The following is a 15485-nucleotide window of genomic DNA, read 5'->3' on the forward strand; positions in this document are numbered from 1 at the left end:
TCACGAGTCCTGGCGACCAATACGATCAAACTACTCAATTGGTCGATTTGTACTCGTAATAGCCGTAGCTGTAGTACCCAGCCGCCCGCCTCTGCACCGCATTGAAAATGGCGCCCTTCAATTTCACGTCGTTCTGCTCGAAGCGCTTCTTCGCTAGTGCCAGCTCTTTCGCTTGATTCAGACCGAATCGAGCAACAAGCAGAGAGGTGCCGGCATGGTGCGCGATGATTGCTGCATCAGTAACCGCGAGGATGGGCGGCGTATCAATGATAATCAGATCGAACTTCTCTTTCACGGTTTCAAGCAGTCGAGTGAAGTTCTCATGCATCAACAATTCAGACGGGTTCGGCGGCACGTCACCGCGCGTGATGAAGTTGAGCTGGTCGAGTCCGGGCATCGTCCGAACCACGTCTTCGATCGTCACCTTGTTCGCCAGCAGGTCCGACAACCCTGGCGACTGTGTTGCGCCGAACGCCTTATGGAGCGTGCCCTTTCGCATGTCGGCATCGATGATCAGTACGCGTTGCCCAGCTTGCGCGATCACTGCAGCAAGGTTCGAAGATACGAAGGTCTTGCCTGCATTTGGACTGGAACCAGAGATCAGCACGATGTTGTTCTTGGACTCAAGGCGTGCGAAATGAAGACTGGTTCGAAGGCTTCGGACCGCTTCAATCGCAAGATCGGCGGGATCCCTCATTGCCAAGAGGTGGACCTTTCCGTCAGCGCGGAACTTGCCTCGAACGGAGTCGCTTTCCTGGCTGACACTGACAGGAATCGAGGCGTAGACCGGCAGTCCGATTTCTTCAATCTGAGTCGGGTCTTCGATTCCCCGATTGAGCAACTGCTTCGCCAGAACAACACCAATGGACAGGAAGCCACCAAGCATGGTGCCGACGAGCACGATCAGTGCCTTGTAGGGGCGGACGGGGGAGGTAGCATCGACCGCGGCAACGTCCACGATGCGAACATTGCCTACCGTACCGGCGCGTGCGACGTCCAGTTGCTGAGCCTGATTGAGCATCGCGGTATACATTTCATTGCTGACCTGCAGATCCCGAGTCAGGCGCAGAAGCTGCTGCTGTGCATCAGGAAGCTGCTTCACCTGCCCTTGAAAGCTCGCCTTGCGTGATTCAAGTCCGCCAATCTGGCGCATCAAGGCCTGGTAGGCGGGGTGATCACGCGTGAACTTTCTGTCCATTTCCGCCTGCTGAAGGCGCAACTGCTGAATACTGGTTTCGACAGCGACCTCCTGGTCCAGCAACCCCTTGGTCTGCAGCGTGATATCGACCGAGTTCGCACTGATCTGGAAAGCACTCAGCGCCTTCTGTGCGCTATCGACTTGGTTACGGACAGTAGGCAACTGCTCTTTCACAAAGTCGAGCTGGGCCATCGCTTCGGCGGAACTTCTCTCGACGTTCTGACGGACATACGCTTGGGTCACCTCCTGCAACAAAGACTGCGCAACCAGCGGGTCGGCATTCTCGTACTGGAGCGAAAGAATTCCGGAGTCTTTGCCACTTTCCGACACGTTCAAGGCGCCCTGCAGCGTCGTTACGACACCCAGGGTGCGAAGGCGCGACACACTGAAGTGTGTTCCTTCATTGGCGCGCAGAATCGATACGGACATCGTCACGCCGTTACCAGTGGCCGTCTCACCGACCTTGCCTCGCAGTATCTCGACATCCCCGCCGTCGAAAAGGGCGTACTCGCCATTATTCCCTGCGACGACCGTCAGCGGCTGCGCGACGAGCTTGGCAGGCACGTCAAGCTGGAAGACCTCAAGCTGCTCGCCCCCCCAACCGTAGCTTTTCATCCCGAGAAACGGAGGGGCCAGTCCGTCAGGGTCCTTGGCGCGTGCCCGCCGTGCCATGTAATCACCGATGACGGGGAACCGTTTGGATTCAACCTGGATGTCGAGATTCAGCTTCTCAACTGCTGCCCCGACAACCGAGCGCGATGTCATCAGCGAAATCTCGGTCGTCGCCTCTGCAGAACCCGAGCTAAGCCCCAAAGACTGACTTATATTGGTCAAGCCAGGCAGCGACGGCATCTTCGATTCCACCTGGACGACGGCATCGGCGCGATAGATCGGCGTTGCCAGCAAGGCATAGGCGACGGACGCGGCAAAGAACGCACCGGTAATGCCGGCGATCCACCACTTGTGATCAAGCAGCGTGCCCAGGAGCTGCCGCAGGTCGATTTCATCGGCGGCCTCTTGGCCGGGGTTGGAGCGGGAATCGATGCTTGTCATGTGCCTTGATTCAATATCAAAAAGGGAATGCGGCGCCGCGGTACGGCACGAGGCAGATCAGAGGTAACGGGTCCAGCTCTCCACGCCTTCAGCCATCAGCTTGTAGACGTGTTCGAAGGCCGGTCGCTGCTGGCGGTAGGGATCGGGGATGTCGCGGTCGTCCTGCCACTTGCCCAGCAGGAAGGTCTTTCCAGAAGCTTCCGGCGCCTGCTCGGTGATGCGCTTGACGTGCTTGCGCTCCATGGTCAGCACCAGGTCGGCAGCGGACAGGATGGCAGGGCTGATCTGTCGCGCACGATGGGCCGTGCCGTCCAGGCCATGCTCGACGAGCAGCGCCTGGGCAGTGGCATCGATGCCATGATTTACCAGCGCCCCCAGTCCGGCCGAGGAAACCTGGATGCCCCGGTCGCCAAGGGCGTCCCGCAGCATGACTTCAGCGGAAGGACTACGGCAGATGTTGCCGACACACACAAAGAGAATATGCTTGAACACAACTTCCAATCCTGATGCATTCCCGTAGGGGAATGTCGTGCACGGCCGGAGTTTCGCCCGCGCGCCCAAACCAACAGGATACCCCAAGGCCCGGACCCGGAGGTCGAGGATCGCCCGCAAGGGCAGGATTTCCCAAGAATTTCTGGATGGCAGCGCGTTCTGAGCGCCTGCGATCGCAGGGAAACGTGACCTAGTACGCGCTTTTCTGTCCGAGCACCTTGGCGACGGTCATGACAATGATGGCCATGTCCAGGCCCGGGCTCCAGCGCCGGATGTAATCGATGTCGTACTGCACGCGCTTCTTCATCGACCGCAGCTCCGGAGTCTCGCCCCGCAAGCCATGCACCTGGGCCCAACCGGTGATGCCGGGTTTGACGTAATGGCGATGCATGTAACGCTCGATCAGGCGCTCGTAGTGGTTGTTGTGCTGCACCGCATGCGGACGCGGCCCCACGACGGACATGCTGCCGCCCAGGACATTGAAGAACTGGGGCAGTTCATCGAGGCTGGTGCGCCGCAGGAAGGCGCCGAAGCGGGTCACCCGCGGATCGCCACGGGTCGCCTGGACGATCGTGCCGGCCGACTCCTGGTGCACCTTCATGGAGCGGAACTTGAGCATCCAGAATTCCTTGCCGCCCTGCCCGTGCCGGCGCTGGCGGAACAGCACGGGACCCGGGGAGCTGAGCTTGACCCCGATGGCCAGCACCAGGAACAGCGGCATCAGTGCCAGCACGGCGATACCGGCCACCACGAGATCTTCCACCCGCTTGGCCACCATGTAGTTGCCCTTGGCCAGGCCCTGCCGGAGATTGATGACCGGAACCGGGCCGATCTGCTCGACGGTGGGGTTGAGCATGCTGAAGCCATGGATGTCAGGCACCAGCTTGACCGGCACCGGGTAGCGCTCCAGCAGCTTGAGCAGCTTCTTGACTTCGCCGGTATCGGACAGCGGCAGCGACACCCACACCTGCTCGATGTTGTGATGATTTGCGCTCAGGTAGGTGTCCAGCGCGTCCAGGGCCCCCAGCTTGCGCGGCTTGTCGCTATGCCGGGGGGTGGGAATATCCTCGTGCGAAGCGAAGTAGCCGATGATCTCGATGCCGCTGCCGTTGCGCGCCTTGAGATGCCGGTGCAGCTTCAGCACGGGGGCCCGCAGGCCGACCACGACCACACGCTGCCGGTCGATGCCCTTGGCCCGCAGCACGTGCATGCGCGCGCGCACCACGATCCGCCACCCGACCAGCCCGGTGTAGCCGAGGACGAACCAGGTGAGCAGCCAGGGAACCGGGACGCTGTCGCTCGAGCCGACCACCAGCGCATGGGCGGCGAACAGGGAGAAGACACCCGTCCACACCAGCAGCAGCAGTCCCACGCAGCGCAGGAAAGGCCGGCTGCGCCATTGGCGATACAGCGGCGAGAGCGAGAAGCACAACAGCCCGTAAAGCATGAGCAGCCCGATGATCGAGCGCTCATGCGGACTGATCGCCACCATGCCGAAATGGATGACATAGGCCACCGCGGCTGCCAGCATCGCGATGACCAGATCACCTGCCTTGAAGAGCGCATCCAGCGCAGCCTTCGCTTCCAGCGTACGGTGCAGGAACGTCTTTCCGTCCTGCACGCCGCCCAACGATCCATGTAACAAAAGCACTCTCCTGAGACAGTATTACGGCGCGAGGCGGGCGAAGACCCTGGATAGGTGGATGAATGTGCGTCAATTTTATACCACATCGGTGTCGCTATCGGAATTTTTTTCACACGCAACCCACTGAATACGCAGGAACTCCTGCGCATTCACTCGGATAACATCGACTGGGCTACCGTGCGTGGCACATCCATTGCATCCCGCTCCCTGCTCCCGGACATCCCCATGGCCAAAGCGCCGCTTGACCTGACCACCGGCCCCATCGGGCGCAATCTGTTCCTGTTCGCCCTGCCGATCCTGGCCGGCAACATCGCCCAGTCGATGAACGGCTCGGTGAACGCGATCTGGGTCGGCCGCTTCCTGGGCGAGGCAGCGCTGACCGCCACGGCGAACGCCAACAACATCATGTTCTTCCTGATCGGCTCGGTATTCGGGATCGGCATGGCCGCCTCGATCCTGATCGGGCAGTCGATGGGCGCACGCGACCTTCCCCAGGCCCGGCGCGTGATGGGGACCAGTGCGACCTTCTTCATCGGGCTGTCGGTCGTGATCGCGATTGCCGGCTGGTGGCTGTCGCACCCGCTGCTGGCGGCGATGGGCACACCGGCGGAGTCGCTGCCGCTGGCCGAGGCCTACCTGCGCATCATCTTCCTCGCGATGCCGACGCTGTACGCCTTCGCTTTCCTGAGTTCGGCGCTGCGCGGCGTCGGCGACTCACGCACCCCGTTCCGCTTCCTGCTCCTCTCGGTGGTGCTGGATATCGGCTTCAACCCGCTGCTGATCTTCGGCATCGGCCCCTTCCCGCAGCTCGGCATCGCCGGCGCAGCATGGGCCACGCTGATCGCGCAGACCCTCTCGCTGCTCGGCCTGCTCTGGTACATGCGCAACAAGCGCCATGTGCTGTGGCTGGGGCGCAAGGACATGGCGCTGTTCAAGATCGATGGCGAGATCCTGCGCGCACTGGTGGTCAAGGGCGTGCCGATGGGCCTGCAGATGGTGCTGATCTCGCTGTCGATGATCCTGATGATGACCATGGTCAACAGCTATGGCACCGACACCGCCGCCGCGTATGGCGCCTCGCTGCAGCTGTGGACGTACGTGCAGATGCCGGCGATGGCGATCGGCGCTGCGTGTTCGACCATGGCCGCACAGAACGTGGGTGCGCAGCGCTGGGACCGCGTGCGCGGCACCGCACGCAGCGGCGTGCTCTACAACTTCCTGCTGACCGGCGTGCTGATCCTGCCGCTGATCCTGCTCGACCGCTACACACTGGCCCTGTTCCTGCCTGAGGGCAGCCAGGCACTGGAAGTGGCGCGCCACCTCAACCACATCGCGGTGTGGTCGTTCCTGTTCTTCGGCGTGAACTTCGTGATCTCCGGCGTGGTCCGCTCGACCGGCGCAGTGATTCCGCCGCTGCTGATCCTGGCCGCCTCGCTGTGGGGCATCCGCGTGCCGTTCGCCGAACTGCTGCAGGACCGCTGGGGCGCCGATGCGGTGTGGTGGAGTTTCCCGGTCAGCTCGTTCTGCGCGATGCTGATGTCGCTGGCGTATTACCGCTGGGGCGGCTGGCGCAAGGCGCGCATGCTGCCCAGCCATCACGAGGAACTGGCCGCGCCGGCCGAGGTCCCCGCTTCACCCCCCTCGCCCGTGGCGGACCCGAATCCGACCACGCCGCTCCAGCCCGCCGCGGCAGGCAGCGGACGGCCGGATTAGGCCGCGGGGCCCCGCAGCAGGGTCTTCCAGTCGGGCAGTGGGTAGCGGCGCCGCTGGTGCTGCATGAGCAGCGCCATGAGCAGGCCGAACAACAGACCGGCGGCGACGGCACTGCCGACGGTGATGCTCAGCGTGAGCGGGCCGAGGTCGAGCACCAGCCCCATCAGCGCGCGCCACAGCACACCCCACAGCAGCCCGAACAGCCCGCCCATCACGAACAGGTTGGCACTGAAGCTGGCAAGCAGCGGCGGCGGCACGCGCAGCCCCATGCGCCACAGCAGCCGATGCATCGGCGGCCCGCGCAGCGCGGGTGGCACGTTGGCGTCGGCCATGGCCTGCAGGGCGTTACGAACGTCAGCGGGATAACGGTCCATGTGCTTCTCCATCACGAGGTCACAAACGCAAACGGCCACCCGAAGGTGGCCGTTTGAGGCGACAACCGGAGTTGTCGGCCGGGAATTACTGGGCAGCCTTGGCAGCCAGGCGCGCGGCCTTGGCCTGCGCAGCAGCAGCCAGATCTTCCTTGATGCGGGCAGCCTTGCCTTCCAGGCCACGCAGGTAGTACAGCTTGCCGGCGCGGACCTTACCACGGCGCTTCACTTCGACCGAGTCGATGATGGCGCTGTGGGTCTGGAAAACGCGCTCGACGCCGTAGCCGTGCGAGATCTTGCGGACGGTGAACGCGGAGTTCAGGCCGGCGTTCTTGGTGCCGATGACGACGCCTTCGTAAGCCTGGACGCGCTCACGGTTGCCTTCCTTCACCTTCACGTTGACGACGACGGTGTCACCCTGGCTGAACTTCGGCAGCTCGCGGGTGATCTGGGCGGATTCGAAGTCCGAGAGGATGGATTTGTTCAGCTTGCTCATGGGTGCACCGATAGTGTTCGGGTGGTCGTGTCGTTCGACAACGTGGGCTCATGCAGTCACCGGACTGTGCTGCACGTTTTTTGTAGGGATCCTACCAACGGGCCCAAAAGGCCGATGGCAATCCCGAATTGTAAACAAGATTCCGCCCCCGCGCTAGGGGGTCGGATCCTTGGCCACGGCCTGCCGCGCCTGCTCCAGCAGGAGGCGGTCGGCCTTGGACAACTGGCCTTCGTCGAGCAGGTCCGGCCGCCGCAGCGCCGTGCGCAGCAGCGACTGCTGCCGGCGCCAGCGGGCGATGGCGGCATGGTTGCCCGAGCGCAGCACATCGGGGACGGTGCCCCATTCATGCTGGGCCGGATGGCTGTAATGCGGGCAGTCCAGCAGACCCTGCGGGCCTTCGAAACTGTCCTGGGCGGCCGATTCGGCATCACCGAGGGCCCCCTCCTGCAGCCGGGTCACTGCATCGACGATCACCGCCGCGCCCAGCTCACCGCCGGACAGGACGTAATCGCCGAGCGAGATTTCCTCGGTGACCTCGGCCTCGAGGAAGCGCTCATCGATGCCTTCATAACGGCCACAGAGCAGGATCATCCGCGGCAGCGCCGCCAGCTCGCGGACCTTGGCCTGGGTCAGCGGCTTGCCCTGCGGGCTGAGGTAGATCACCGGCGCGGGCGCCGGATCGGCCGCTTTCGCGGCCGCCAGGCAGGCCCGCAGCGGCTCGATCAGCATGACCATGCCCGGGCCACCCCCGAATGGACGGTCGTCCACCCGGCGGTAGTTGCCTTCGGCATAGTCACGCGGATTCCAGCCGTGCAGTTCAAGCAGGCCGCGCTCAGCGGCACGGCCGACCACGCCCAGCGCGGCCGACTGCGCCATGAACTCGGGGAACAACGTGACGACGTCGATACGCATCCGGGTTAGAACTCCGGATCCCAGTCGACCACGATCAGGTTGGCCTCGAAATCCACCGAGACGACGAACTCCGGCTGCACGAACGGAATCATCCGCTCACGATCACCCTGCACCACGAGCACGTCGTTGGAGCCGGTCGAGAACAGGTGCGAAGCCCGCCCCAGTTCAACGCCATCGACGGTGCGCACCTGCAGACCTTCCAGATCGACCCAGTAATACTCGTCGGGCTTCGGGGGCGGCAGTGCACTGCGTGCGACATAGACTTCGGTCCCGTACATCGCCTCGACCACATCGCGGTCGGTGATGTCGGGAAACACGGCCACGAGATGCTTGCCGGACTGACGTCCGCGCGCACCGGTGAGCGTGCTCTCCTGGCCGGCGGGGGTCCGCAGGATCCAGGGCTGGTAATGGAAAATGGCGGTACGCGGCTCGGTCCAGGACTCGAGCTTGATCTCGCCTCGCACACCAAAAGCGCCGACAATCCTGCCCAGCAGGATCCGGCGCTCGGTATCTTTCATCTGTATGGACCGAATGGGCCGCGGCAGGCGCGGCCCGTCAGGATCAGGCCGCGGAGGCCTGGGCCTTGGTCGCTTCCTTGTACAGGTTGCGAACCTTGTCGGTCATCTGGGCGCCGTTGGCGACCCACTTGTCGACCAGCGGCAGGTCCAGCACGATGCGGGACTCGGCACCCTGGGCAACCGGGTTGTAGTAACCGACGCGCTCGATGTTGCGGCCATCACGGGCGCTGCGCGAGTCGGTCACGATGATGTGGTAGAAGGGACGCTTCTTGGCGCCGCCGCGGGTCAGTCGAATCTTGACCATGGTGTTGTTTCCTCAATTGCCCAGTCGCCAGGATGGCGCGGTAAGCCGGCGATTATAGCGGCGGCCTCCGGTCATTCCAAGCCTGTGAAGACCGGGAAAGCTGAACAGGGCCTGCAGATCCGGCGGCTCAGGCCACCAGCGGCTGCCAGGCCACTGCCTCCAGCACCTGACGGGCCTTGGCGCACAGCGCTTCCGAGTTCGCCAGCACGACCCCATCGATCGCCGCGATCGGCCAGAGGCCGGCTGCGTTGCAGGCGATGGCGGCATCGAATCCGGGCAGGTCCGCCAGTGCGACAGGCCGCACCTGCTGATCACCGCCCCACCCCGCCTGCAGCAGACGCTCATGGGTGCCGCGCAGGGCGGGCGCCTGCGGCCAGACCAGCGTGCTGCCCGAAGCGAACGCGATGTTCCAGGTGGTGCCTTCGCTGACAAGGCCGTCGTCGCCGACAAACAGCGCGTCATCCACCCCGGCCAGCAAGGCCTCCCGGCGATGCTGGAACAACCCGAACGTGCCGACATGCTTCACGTGCGGCAGCTCGCGCTGATAACGGACCGTCCGCAGTCGTCGCGCTATCGCCGGCAGATCGACCGGTGGCGCGACGGCGACCAGTACGTCCACGGCGACGGGCTGCAGCGGCCGCCGGAAATCGAACTGCCGCGAAAACACGGTCACCCGCAGCGAGGCATCGACCGCACCTTCGGCCTGCAGCGCGTCGTGCATCCAGGCGCGCACCTGCAGCGGATCCAGTGCGGTGCCGAACAGCTCCACCGTGCCCTCCTGCAGACGCTGCAGATGCAGATCCAGCCCCTGCACCGCGCCTTTGCGCACCTGCAGCGAAGTGAAATGGCCGTAGTTGGTGAGTGCACCGGCAAGATCATCGGCGCTGGCGGCGCGGCCATTGCAGTAGAGCGTCATCCGAGCAGCGCCCTCGCATCGGACCACATCTGCTGCAGCACCTCGGCCGCCGGGCGTGCCGGGGCCATCCACGCGGACTGCCCGGCCCAGGCCTGCATTGCATCGACGTTGTTGTCGCGGCCCGCCTGCGCACGCATCGGCGCAGTCAGCCCACGCTGCACCGGATAGGGCCGCGGCTGTGGTGCGTCAGGAGAAGCAGCGGCGCGGACATAGGCCGTCGCCAGGCCCCGCCCGAGACGGCCACTAAAGGCGCGCGTCGGCCAGGTGTCTTCCGGCTCGGCCTCGGCCAGCGCCTGCGACCACGCCGGATTCAAGCGGCACTCCGGGGTACGCAGGAAGGCCGTGCCGACCTGCACCGCGCTCGCGCCCAGCGTCAGTGCCGCCGCGATGCCACGACCGTCGGCGATGCCCCCGGCAGCGATGACCGGGATCTCCAGGCGGTCGGCCAGCCGCGGCAGCAGCGCGAACAGCCCGACCAGCTGACGCTCGGCCGCCTCCGGATTGAACGCGCCACGGTGGCCGCCGGCTTCGAAGCCCTGAGCGACCACGGCATCGGCGCCGGCGGATTGCGCGGCCAGCGCTTCGGACAAAGTCGTGGCGCAGGCGATCCAGGCGATGCCCACGTCTTTCAGGCGCTGGACCTGTGCCGCCGTGAACACCCCCATGATGGTCGACGCCACCGCCGGGCGCGCCTGGATCAGGGCATCGAACTGCGCATCGAAATCGGCCGGCCCCGCATCGGCGGCACTGGCCGGCACCTCCGGGCCCCACTGCGCCAGGAAGCGACGTGTCGCGGCTTCAGCATCGGCATCGCGCGACGGCAGCGGATCCGGAATCCACACATTGACCTGCGCCGGGCCGGTGGACTGCGCGCGGAAATCGGTCATCCACGCCACGATGTCCTGCGGCTGCGACAACACCGCGCCCATCGCGCCCATGCTGCCGGCGTTGGCCAGCGCGGCCGACAGCGGCACCGGGCAGGCGCCGGCCATCGGCGCCAGCAGAATCGGGGCCTGCAATGCAAAACGCCGACAGAAGCTGTCGGCGCGCTCGAGAAGCGGGGAACCATTCACGCGCGGCGCACCTGTGGAAGGAGACGGTGCCAGCATACGCCGCACCGTCCCTGCCCGGAATGCACGCGCGCAGGACTCAGCGGAACGGCATGCCGCCGCGGCCGCCCATGGCGCCCATCATCCCCTTCATGCTGCGCATCATGCCCTTCATGCCGCCGCCGGCCATCTTGCTCATCATCTTTTCCATCTGCTGGAACTGCTTCATGAGCTTGTTGACGTCGGCCGGGGTCAGGCCGGAACCACGCGCGATGCGGGCGCGGCGCGAGCCGTTGAGCAGGCCCGGGTTGCGGCGCTCTTTCTTGGTCATCGAGTTGATGATCGCGATCATGCGCGGCACTTCCTTGCCCTGGCTGACCTGCTGCTTGAGGTGCTCGGGGATCTGGCCCAGGCCCGGCAGCTTGTCCATCAGGCCGCCGATGCCGCCCATGTTCTGCATCTGCTCGAGCTGGTCGCGCATGTCGTTCAGATCGAACTTCTTGCCCTTGGCGACCTTCTCGGCCAGCTTCTGCGCCTTGACCTTGTCGACCTGCTGCTCGACCTGCTCCACCAGCGACAGCACGTCGCCCATGTCCAGGATGCGGCTGGCGATACGGTCCGGGTGGAACACGTCCAGGCCGTCCGGCTTTTCGCTCACGCCGACGAACTTGATCGGCTTGCCGGTGATGTAGCGCACGCTCAGCGCGGCACCACCACGGGCGTCACCGTCGGTCTTGGTCAGCACCACGCCGGTCAGCGGCAGCGCGTCGCCGAAGGCCTTGGCGGTGTTGGCGGCATCCTGGCCGGTCATGGCATCGACCACGAACAGCGTTTCAGCCGGGTTGACCGCGGCGTGCAGCGCCTTGATCTCGGCCATCATCGCTTCATCGATGGCCAGGCGACCGGCGGTATCGACGATCAGCACGTCGACGAACGACTTGCGGGCGTCATCGATCGCGGCGCGGACGATGGCTTCCGGCTTCTGGTCGGCGGTGGACGGGAAGAACAGCACGCCGACCTGGTCGGCCAGGGTCTTGAGCTGCTCGATCGCGGCCGGTCGGTAGACGTCGGCCGAGACCACCATCACCTTCTTCTTGCGCTTTTCCTTCAGGTGCTTGGCCAGCTTGCCCACCGTGGTGGTCTTGCCCGCACCCTGCAGGCCGGCCATCAGGATGATCGCCGGCGCCGGGACGTTGAGGTTCAGGTCCGACGCGGCCGAGCCCATGACCGCGGTCAGCTCGTCGCGCACGACCTTGATCAGCGCCTGGCCCGGGGTCAGCGACTTGAGCACTTCCTGGCCGACCGCGCGCACCTTGATGCGTTCGACCAGCGCCTGCACCACGGGCAGCGCGACGTCGGCTTCGAGCAGCGCGATGCGGACCTCGCGGGTGGCCTCGCGGATGTTTTCCTCGGTCAGGCGACCGCGGCCGCGCAGCCGCTCGATGGTGCCGGAGAGGCGCTGGGTCAGGGACTCGAACATGGAAGCGACCTGTTCAGAACAAAAGACAATGAGACCGCCAGTATAACGGTTCCGCCCGGACTCCCGGACCGGCCCTCCCTGCGGCCCGCCGGGCATCGCCAGCACCCCGGGGGTATGCGAAACTGACACGATGACAATCGTTCTCATCGCGACCCTGCTGTACCTGACCGCCACCGGCCTGCTGGTGCGCGCGGTCGTCCGCGATGATGCGGTGACCTCGCCGGCCTGGCTGTGGCCGGCGCTGCCGGCGATGCTGCTGCACGGCGGCTATCACGTGCTGGTGGCGATGCGCACCAGCGGCGGGCCGGACATGCACTTCTTCGCCGCCCTGTCGCTGGTCGGCCTGGGCATGGCGTGGCTGACCTCGCTGGTGGCCGCGCGCGGGCGCATGGCCGCGCTGGGCGTCCTGGTGTTCCCGATGGCCGCGGCCGTGTTGTGGATCTATCACGCCTACGGCCACGCACCGAGCCGGCCGCTGGGCTGGCAGCTGGCCACGCATGCGTGGATGGCGCTGCTCGCCTACGCCACCCTGAGCGTCGCCGCGTTGCTGGCGATCATGCTGTGGCTGCAGGAGCGCGCCCTGCGCCGCCGCGATTTCCGCCCGTGGCTGCGCGCCCTGCCCCCGCTGGCTGATCTGGAAGCGCTGCTGTTCCGGGTGATCGCGGTCGGTTTCGCGCTGCTGACGCTGACGCTGGTGACCGGCGTGCTGTTCGTCGACGACCTGCTGGCCCAGAAGCTGGTGCACAAAACGGTGCTGAGCATCCTGTCCTGGATCGTGTTCGGCACCCTGCTGATCGGCCGCCGCCGCTATGGCTGGCGCGGTGCGAAGGCCGTGCACTGGACCCTGACCGCGATGGCGCTGCTGCTGCTGGCGTTCTTCGGCAGCCAGTTCGTGATCGAGCTGGTGTTCGGGCGCACCCGATAGAAGCGTGCCGACCAGCGGTCGGCACCTACCCGTCCACCGCGTGCCGATCGTTGGTCGGCACGCGGCCCGTCGGGGCTTACAGACCGTAGCGTTGGATGGCCTCCAGGTGGCGCTGCCCGTCCTGGTTGCAGGCTTCTGCCAGGCGCAGCCAGCACATCGGGTGCGTCCACGCGGCGGTGGCCTCCACCAGGAAGCGGTGCAGTGCCAGCGGTGGCTGGTCCTGCGGCTGCGCGAGGGTGAACAGAACGCCGGGCAGATGGCCGCCCTCGGTGTCCGGATCGGTCAGCTGATAATCATCGCGACTGTGCTTCCACAGCTTCCAGCCACGCGCCTCGACCGCCTCGGTGAAAGCGTTCCACGCCGCCTCGCCCGGGTCCACGCCATCGATCAGCCAGCTTGCCGCGTAGCCACCACTTTCCAGTGTATGCACCTCGGCATAGGTCGGCATGAAGTGCTCGCGCTCGGCCTCGTCTTCCGGCGCGGGGTGTACCAGTTCGGCGTCGAAGACCACCCAGTCGTCCACCCGCTGGGTGCGGTTGGCCGGGGCATTCTCGATGATGCGCGCGGTCACCGGTCCGGTACGGCGGGCGTAGTACTCGATCGGCTCGCCGCCATCCATGCAGCGGATGATGACCCAGCCGAAATTCTCCTCCACCGGCCCGTCCGTGCTCTCCAGTTCCATGCCGATGGCAGCGGCCGAGTGGCGCACCGCCGGCCAGTCGCGCGCGGCGCTGGCGGCGGTCATGTGGTCCCAATGCGCGCTGCGCGGTTCCTCCAGTACCTCGGTGAGGTGGCGGTAGTGCTGCGCGGCCTCCTCGAAGCGCTTGGAAACCAGGTACGAGGACGCAAGCATGCCACGTGCGCCGTGCGACCCTGGCGACAGCGCCAGCAGCGCAGTGACCGCCTGTTCCAGTGCCGCCCAGTCGGACAGGCGCCGGGCCAGCTGCGCCTGGCACCAGAGGGCGAACACCGGCACCGTCACCTCGTAGTGGCGGACCAGGCGTAGCAGCCCGGCTTCATCACCGCGCTGGGTCAACAGCCGCATCAGCGAATACGCGGGCTGGGCATCTTCTTCCGGATGCCGCTCCACGAATGCCCAGAGCAGCGCGATGGCATCGTCCTCAGCGCCACAGGCGCTCAGCGCCGAGGCGGCGGTGTCCACCAGCGCGGCGTCATCGGGCCGCTCTGCCACGCCCTGCAGCAGCCACTCCGCTTCGCGCTCGGGATCGCGCGACTGGCTTGCCTCGCCCTGCGCGGCCAGCCAGTCGAGCAGTTCCGCGGCGGGCACAGGGAGTGCGGCCGCGGCCGGCGCGGCATCGATGCGCGCGGCCATGTCCGCCACCTGCTGGGCCGCGCCGCGGTCCTGGCGCAACTGGCCGAGATGGCGGCGGGCAAGTGCCAGATGCCGACGTGCTACCCACCCTGCCCCGCGCTGCAGCGCCATCTCCACGCACAGCCCGGCGATCTCGATCACGAAGCGGTGCGCGCCGACGTCGGAAAAGTGCGCCAGGGTGGCGTTGAGACGGCTGCCCAGATCCCAGCTGTTGCGTTCCGGCGACGCCCGCACCAGCAGCGCGACCACGTGCGCCCACATGCGCCGGTAGTTCGGCGACAACTGGCCGAACGGCACCAGCGAGGCCAGCGCCTCTTCATCGCGGCCCAGCTGTGCCAGCGCCCAGGCTTTGGACAGCCTGCGCGGCACGGTGCAGTTGGCGGGTTCGTAATTCCCTTCGGCAGCGACCTCCCCTTCGCGCTGCTCGATCAGTGCCAACGCCTCGGCGGCGCGGCCGCTGGCGAGCAGGATCTTGATGCGCGTTTCCGGGAAGCTGTCGTACACCGTGCCACCGTGCGCCAGGACGGTGCCGGCCTGCACGTCCAGGTACGTCAGCGCCTCGTCGGCGCGGCCATCGTCGAGCAGCGCGTCGGCCTTCTCGCAGCTCAGGCACTGGAAGCATGCCCAGCTCGGATCCACTCGCGACAGCGTCTCTTCGCACACCTCCACACGCTCGGGCACCCAGCCCGGACCGTCGATGTTGCCGTAGCAGGCGGCCAGGTCCTGGGTAACGCAGATCGACTGCGGGCATTCGGCCGTATCGGCGCGATGCGCGCGTTCGAACAGCGCCACCGCATCGCCCAGTGCCGATTCGCCTTCAACCCGGTTGCCGACCCGGTTGCGCATTTCCCAGTGGCCGACAAACACGTCCAGCCAAGGATTGCCCAGGGTCTTGCCCAGCGCACGCGCCTCGGGCAACAGCGCATCGACACGGTCCATGCGCAGTTCGCAGACGTCGTCGGTGAGCCGCGTCAGCAGCTGCGCACTCTGCGGCTGCCCGGCTTCGCCCAGGTCGTCCTGCAGCTTTTCCACCCAATTCCAGATATCCATGCGTTCCCAGCGTCCTCTTGTGTCGAAAGG

Annotated in this window: 14 protein-coding genes; 2 read left to right on the plus strand and 12 right to left on the minus strand. The window is 65.8% G+C overall.

Annotated features, from left to right (window positions below; translation table 11 throughout):
• Nucleotides 1-34: 34 nt before the first annotated feature.
• The 3 genes from ABE434_RS16260 to ABE434_RS16270 all read right to left on the minus strand — a co-directional run bounded on the left by ABE434_RS16260 (nucleotide 35) and on the right by ABE434_RS16270 (nucleotide 4364).
• Nucleotides 35-2251, minus strand: coding sequence for a polysaccharide biosynthesis tyrosine autokinase (locus ABE434_RS16260; RefSeq protein WP_346479565.1), 2217 nt, complete (start codon nucleotides 2249-2251; stop codon nucleotides 35-37).
• 57 nt (nucleotides 2252-2308) lie between these two features.
• Complete coding sequence (locus ABE434_RS16265; protein WP_346479592.1) at nucleotides 2309-2743, minus strand: low molecular weight protein-tyrosine-phosphatase; 435 nt, start codon at nucleotides 2741-2743, stop codon at nucleotides 2309-2311.
• A 190-nt stretch (nucleotides 2744-2933) separates the two neighbouring features.
• Nucleotides 2934-4364: an undecaprenyl-phosphate glucose phosphotransferase gene (locus ABE434_RS16270; RefSeq protein WP_346479566.1), complete on the minus strand. Its 1431-nt coding sequence runs from the start codon at nucleotides 4362-4364 to the stop codon at nucleotides 2934-2936.
• 249 nt (nucleotides 4365-4613) lie between these two features.
• On the opposite strand from ABE434_RS16270, the gene ABE434_RS16275 reads away from it, so the two are divergent.
• The gene (locus tag ABE434_RS16275) at nucleotides 4614-6101 is read left to right on the plus strand and encodes an MATE family efflux transporter (protein WP_346479567.1); all 1488 of its coding nucleotides are present in this window, start codon (nucleotides 4614-4616) and stop codon (nucleotides 6099-6101) included.
• On the opposite strand, the gene ABE434_RS16280 is transcribed toward ABE434_RS16275, so the two are convergent.
• From ABE434_RS16280 to ffh, 8 genes are all read right to left on the minus strand, one after another.
• Nucleotides 6098-6475 (minus strand): DUF6404 family protein, encoded by a 378-nt coding sequence (locus ABE434_RS16280; RefSeq protein ID WP_346479568.1) that lies wholly within the window; start codon nucleotides 6473-6475, stop codon nucleotides 6098-6100. The genes ABE434_RS16275 and ABE434_RS16280 overlap by 4 nt on opposite strands.
• Nucleotides 6476-6560: 85 nt before the next feature.
• Entirely contained in the window at nucleotides 6561-6968 is a 408-nt protein-coding gene (rplS, locus tag ABE434_RS16285; RefSeq protein ID WP_019184486.1) for a 50S ribosomal protein L19, read from the minus strand.
• A gap of 153 nt (nucleotides 6969-7121) precedes the next feature.
• Complete coding sequence (gene trmD / locus ABE434_RS16290; protein WP_176990033.1) at nucleotides 7122-7880, minus strand: tRNA (guanosine(37)-N1)-methyltransferase TrmD; 759 nt, start codon at nucleotides 7878-7880, stop codon at nucleotides 7122-7124.
• Between the two features lie 5 nt (nucleotides 7881-7885).
• Nucleotides 7886-8398, minus strand: a complete 513-nt coding sequence (rimM, locus tag ABE434_RS16295; protein ID WP_176990034.1) for a ribosome maturation factor RimM — start codon at nucleotides 8396-8398, stop codon at nucleotides 7886-7888.
• A 43-nt stretch (nucleotides 8399-8441) separates the two neighbouring features.
• A complete protein-coding gene (gene rpsP / locus ABE434_RS16300) occupies nucleotides 8442-8702 on the minus strand; it encodes a 30S ribosomal protein S16 (RefSeq protein ID WP_017356068.1) in 261 nt (86 codons plus the stop codon).
• A 127-nt stretch (nucleotides 8703-8829) separates the two neighbouring features.
• Complete coding sequence (locus ABE434_RS16305; protein ID WP_346479569.1) at nucleotides 8830-9618, minus strand: aminotransferase class IV family protein; 789 nt, start codon at nucleotides 9616-9618, stop codon at nucleotides 8830-8832.
• Nucleotides 9615-10691 (minus strand): nitronate monooxygenase, encoded by a 1077-nt coding sequence (locus ABE434_RS16310; protein ID WP_346479570.1) that lies wholly within the window; start codon nucleotides 10689-10691, stop codon nucleotides 9615-9617. Before ABE434_RS16310 ends, ABE434_RS16305 begins: the two co-directional genes overlap by 4 nt.
• 76 nt (nucleotides 10692-10767) lie before the next feature.
• Nucleotides 10768-12147 (minus strand): signal recognition particle protein, encoded by a 1380-nt coding sequence (gene ffh / locus ABE434_RS16315; RefSeq protein ID WP_346479571.1) that lies wholly within the window; start codon nucleotides 12145-12147, stop codon nucleotides 10768-10770.
• Between the two features lie 130 nt (nucleotides 12148-12277).
• On the opposite strand from ffh, the gene ccsA reads away from it, so the two are divergent.
• Nucleotides 12278-13072 carry a cytochrome c biogenesis protein CcsA gene (ccsA, locus tag ABE434_RS16320; RefSeq protein ID WP_346479572.1) on the plus strand — a complete coding sequence of 265 codons (795 nt, stop codon included), beginning with the start codon at nucleotides 12278-12280 and terminating at the stop codon, nucleotides 13070-13072.
• Nucleotides 13073-13148: 76 nt separating this feature from the next.
• Here the strand turns inward: ccsA and ABE434_RS16325 are convergent, their stop codons facing one another.
• Nucleotides 13149-15455, minus strand: coding sequence for a hypothetical protein (locus ABE434_RS16325; protein ID WP_346479573.1), 2307 nt, complete (start codon nucleotides 15453-15455; stop codon nucleotides 13149-13151).
• Nucleotides 15456-15485: the final 30 nt, after the last annotated feature.

Origin of the sequence: Stenotrophomonas sp. TWI1183, assembly GCF_039673115.1 — a bacterium.
GTDB lineage: Bacteria > Pseudomonadota > Gammaproteobacteria > Xanthomonadales > Xanthomonadaceae > Stenotrophomonas > Stenotrophomonas maltophilia_AA.

What these genes read in the sequence shown, in the direction of transcription:
- ABE434_RS16260 (WP_346479565.1), bottom strand. Translation starts at nt 2,251, where the DNA reads ATGACAAGCATCGATTCCCGCTCCAACCCCGGCCAAGAGGCCGCCGAT.
- ABE434_RS16275 (WP_346479567.1), top strand. Translation starts at nt 4,614, where the DNA reads ATGGCCAAAGCGCCGCTTGACCTGACCACCGGCCCCATCGGGCGCAAT.
- ABE434_RS16280 (WP_346479568.1), bottom strand. Translation starts at nt 6,475, where the DNA reads ATGGACCGTTATCCCGCTGACGTTCGTAACGCCCTGCAGGCCATGGCC.
- rplS (WP_019184486.1), bottom strand. Translation starts at nt 6,968, where the DNA reads ATGAGCAAGCTGAACAAATCCATCCTCTCGGACTTCGAATCCGCCCAG.
- trmD (WP_176990033.1), bottom strand. Translation starts at nt 7,880, where the DNA reads ATGCGTATCGACGTCGTCACGTTGTTCCCCGAGTTCATGGCGCAGTCG.
- rimM (WP_176990034.1), bottom strand. Translation starts at nt 8,398, where the DNA reads ATGAAAGATACCGAGCGCCGGATCCTGCTGGGCAGGATTGTCGGCGCT.
- rpsP (WP_017356068.1), bottom strand. Translation starts at nt 8,702, where the DNA reads ATGGTCAAGATTCGACTGACCCGCGGCGGCGCCAAGAAGCGTCCCTTC.
- ABE434_RS16305 (WP_346479569.1), bottom strand. Translation starts at nt 9,618, where the DNA reads ATGACGCTCTACTGCAATGGCCGCGCCGCCAGCGCCGATGATCTTGCC.
- ffh (WP_346479571.1), bottom strand. Translation starts at nt 12,147, where the DNA reads ATGTTCGAGTCCCTGACCCAGCGCCTCTCCGGCACCATCGAGCGGCTG.
- ccsA (WP_346479572.1), top strand. Translation starts at nt 12,278, where the DNA reads ATGACAATCGTTCTCATCGCGACCCTGCTGTACCTGACCGCCACCGGC.
- ABE434_RS16325 (WP_346479573.1), bottom strand. Translation starts at nt 15,455, where the DNA reads ATGGATATCTGGAATTGGGTGGAAAAGCTGCAGGACGACCTGGGCGAA.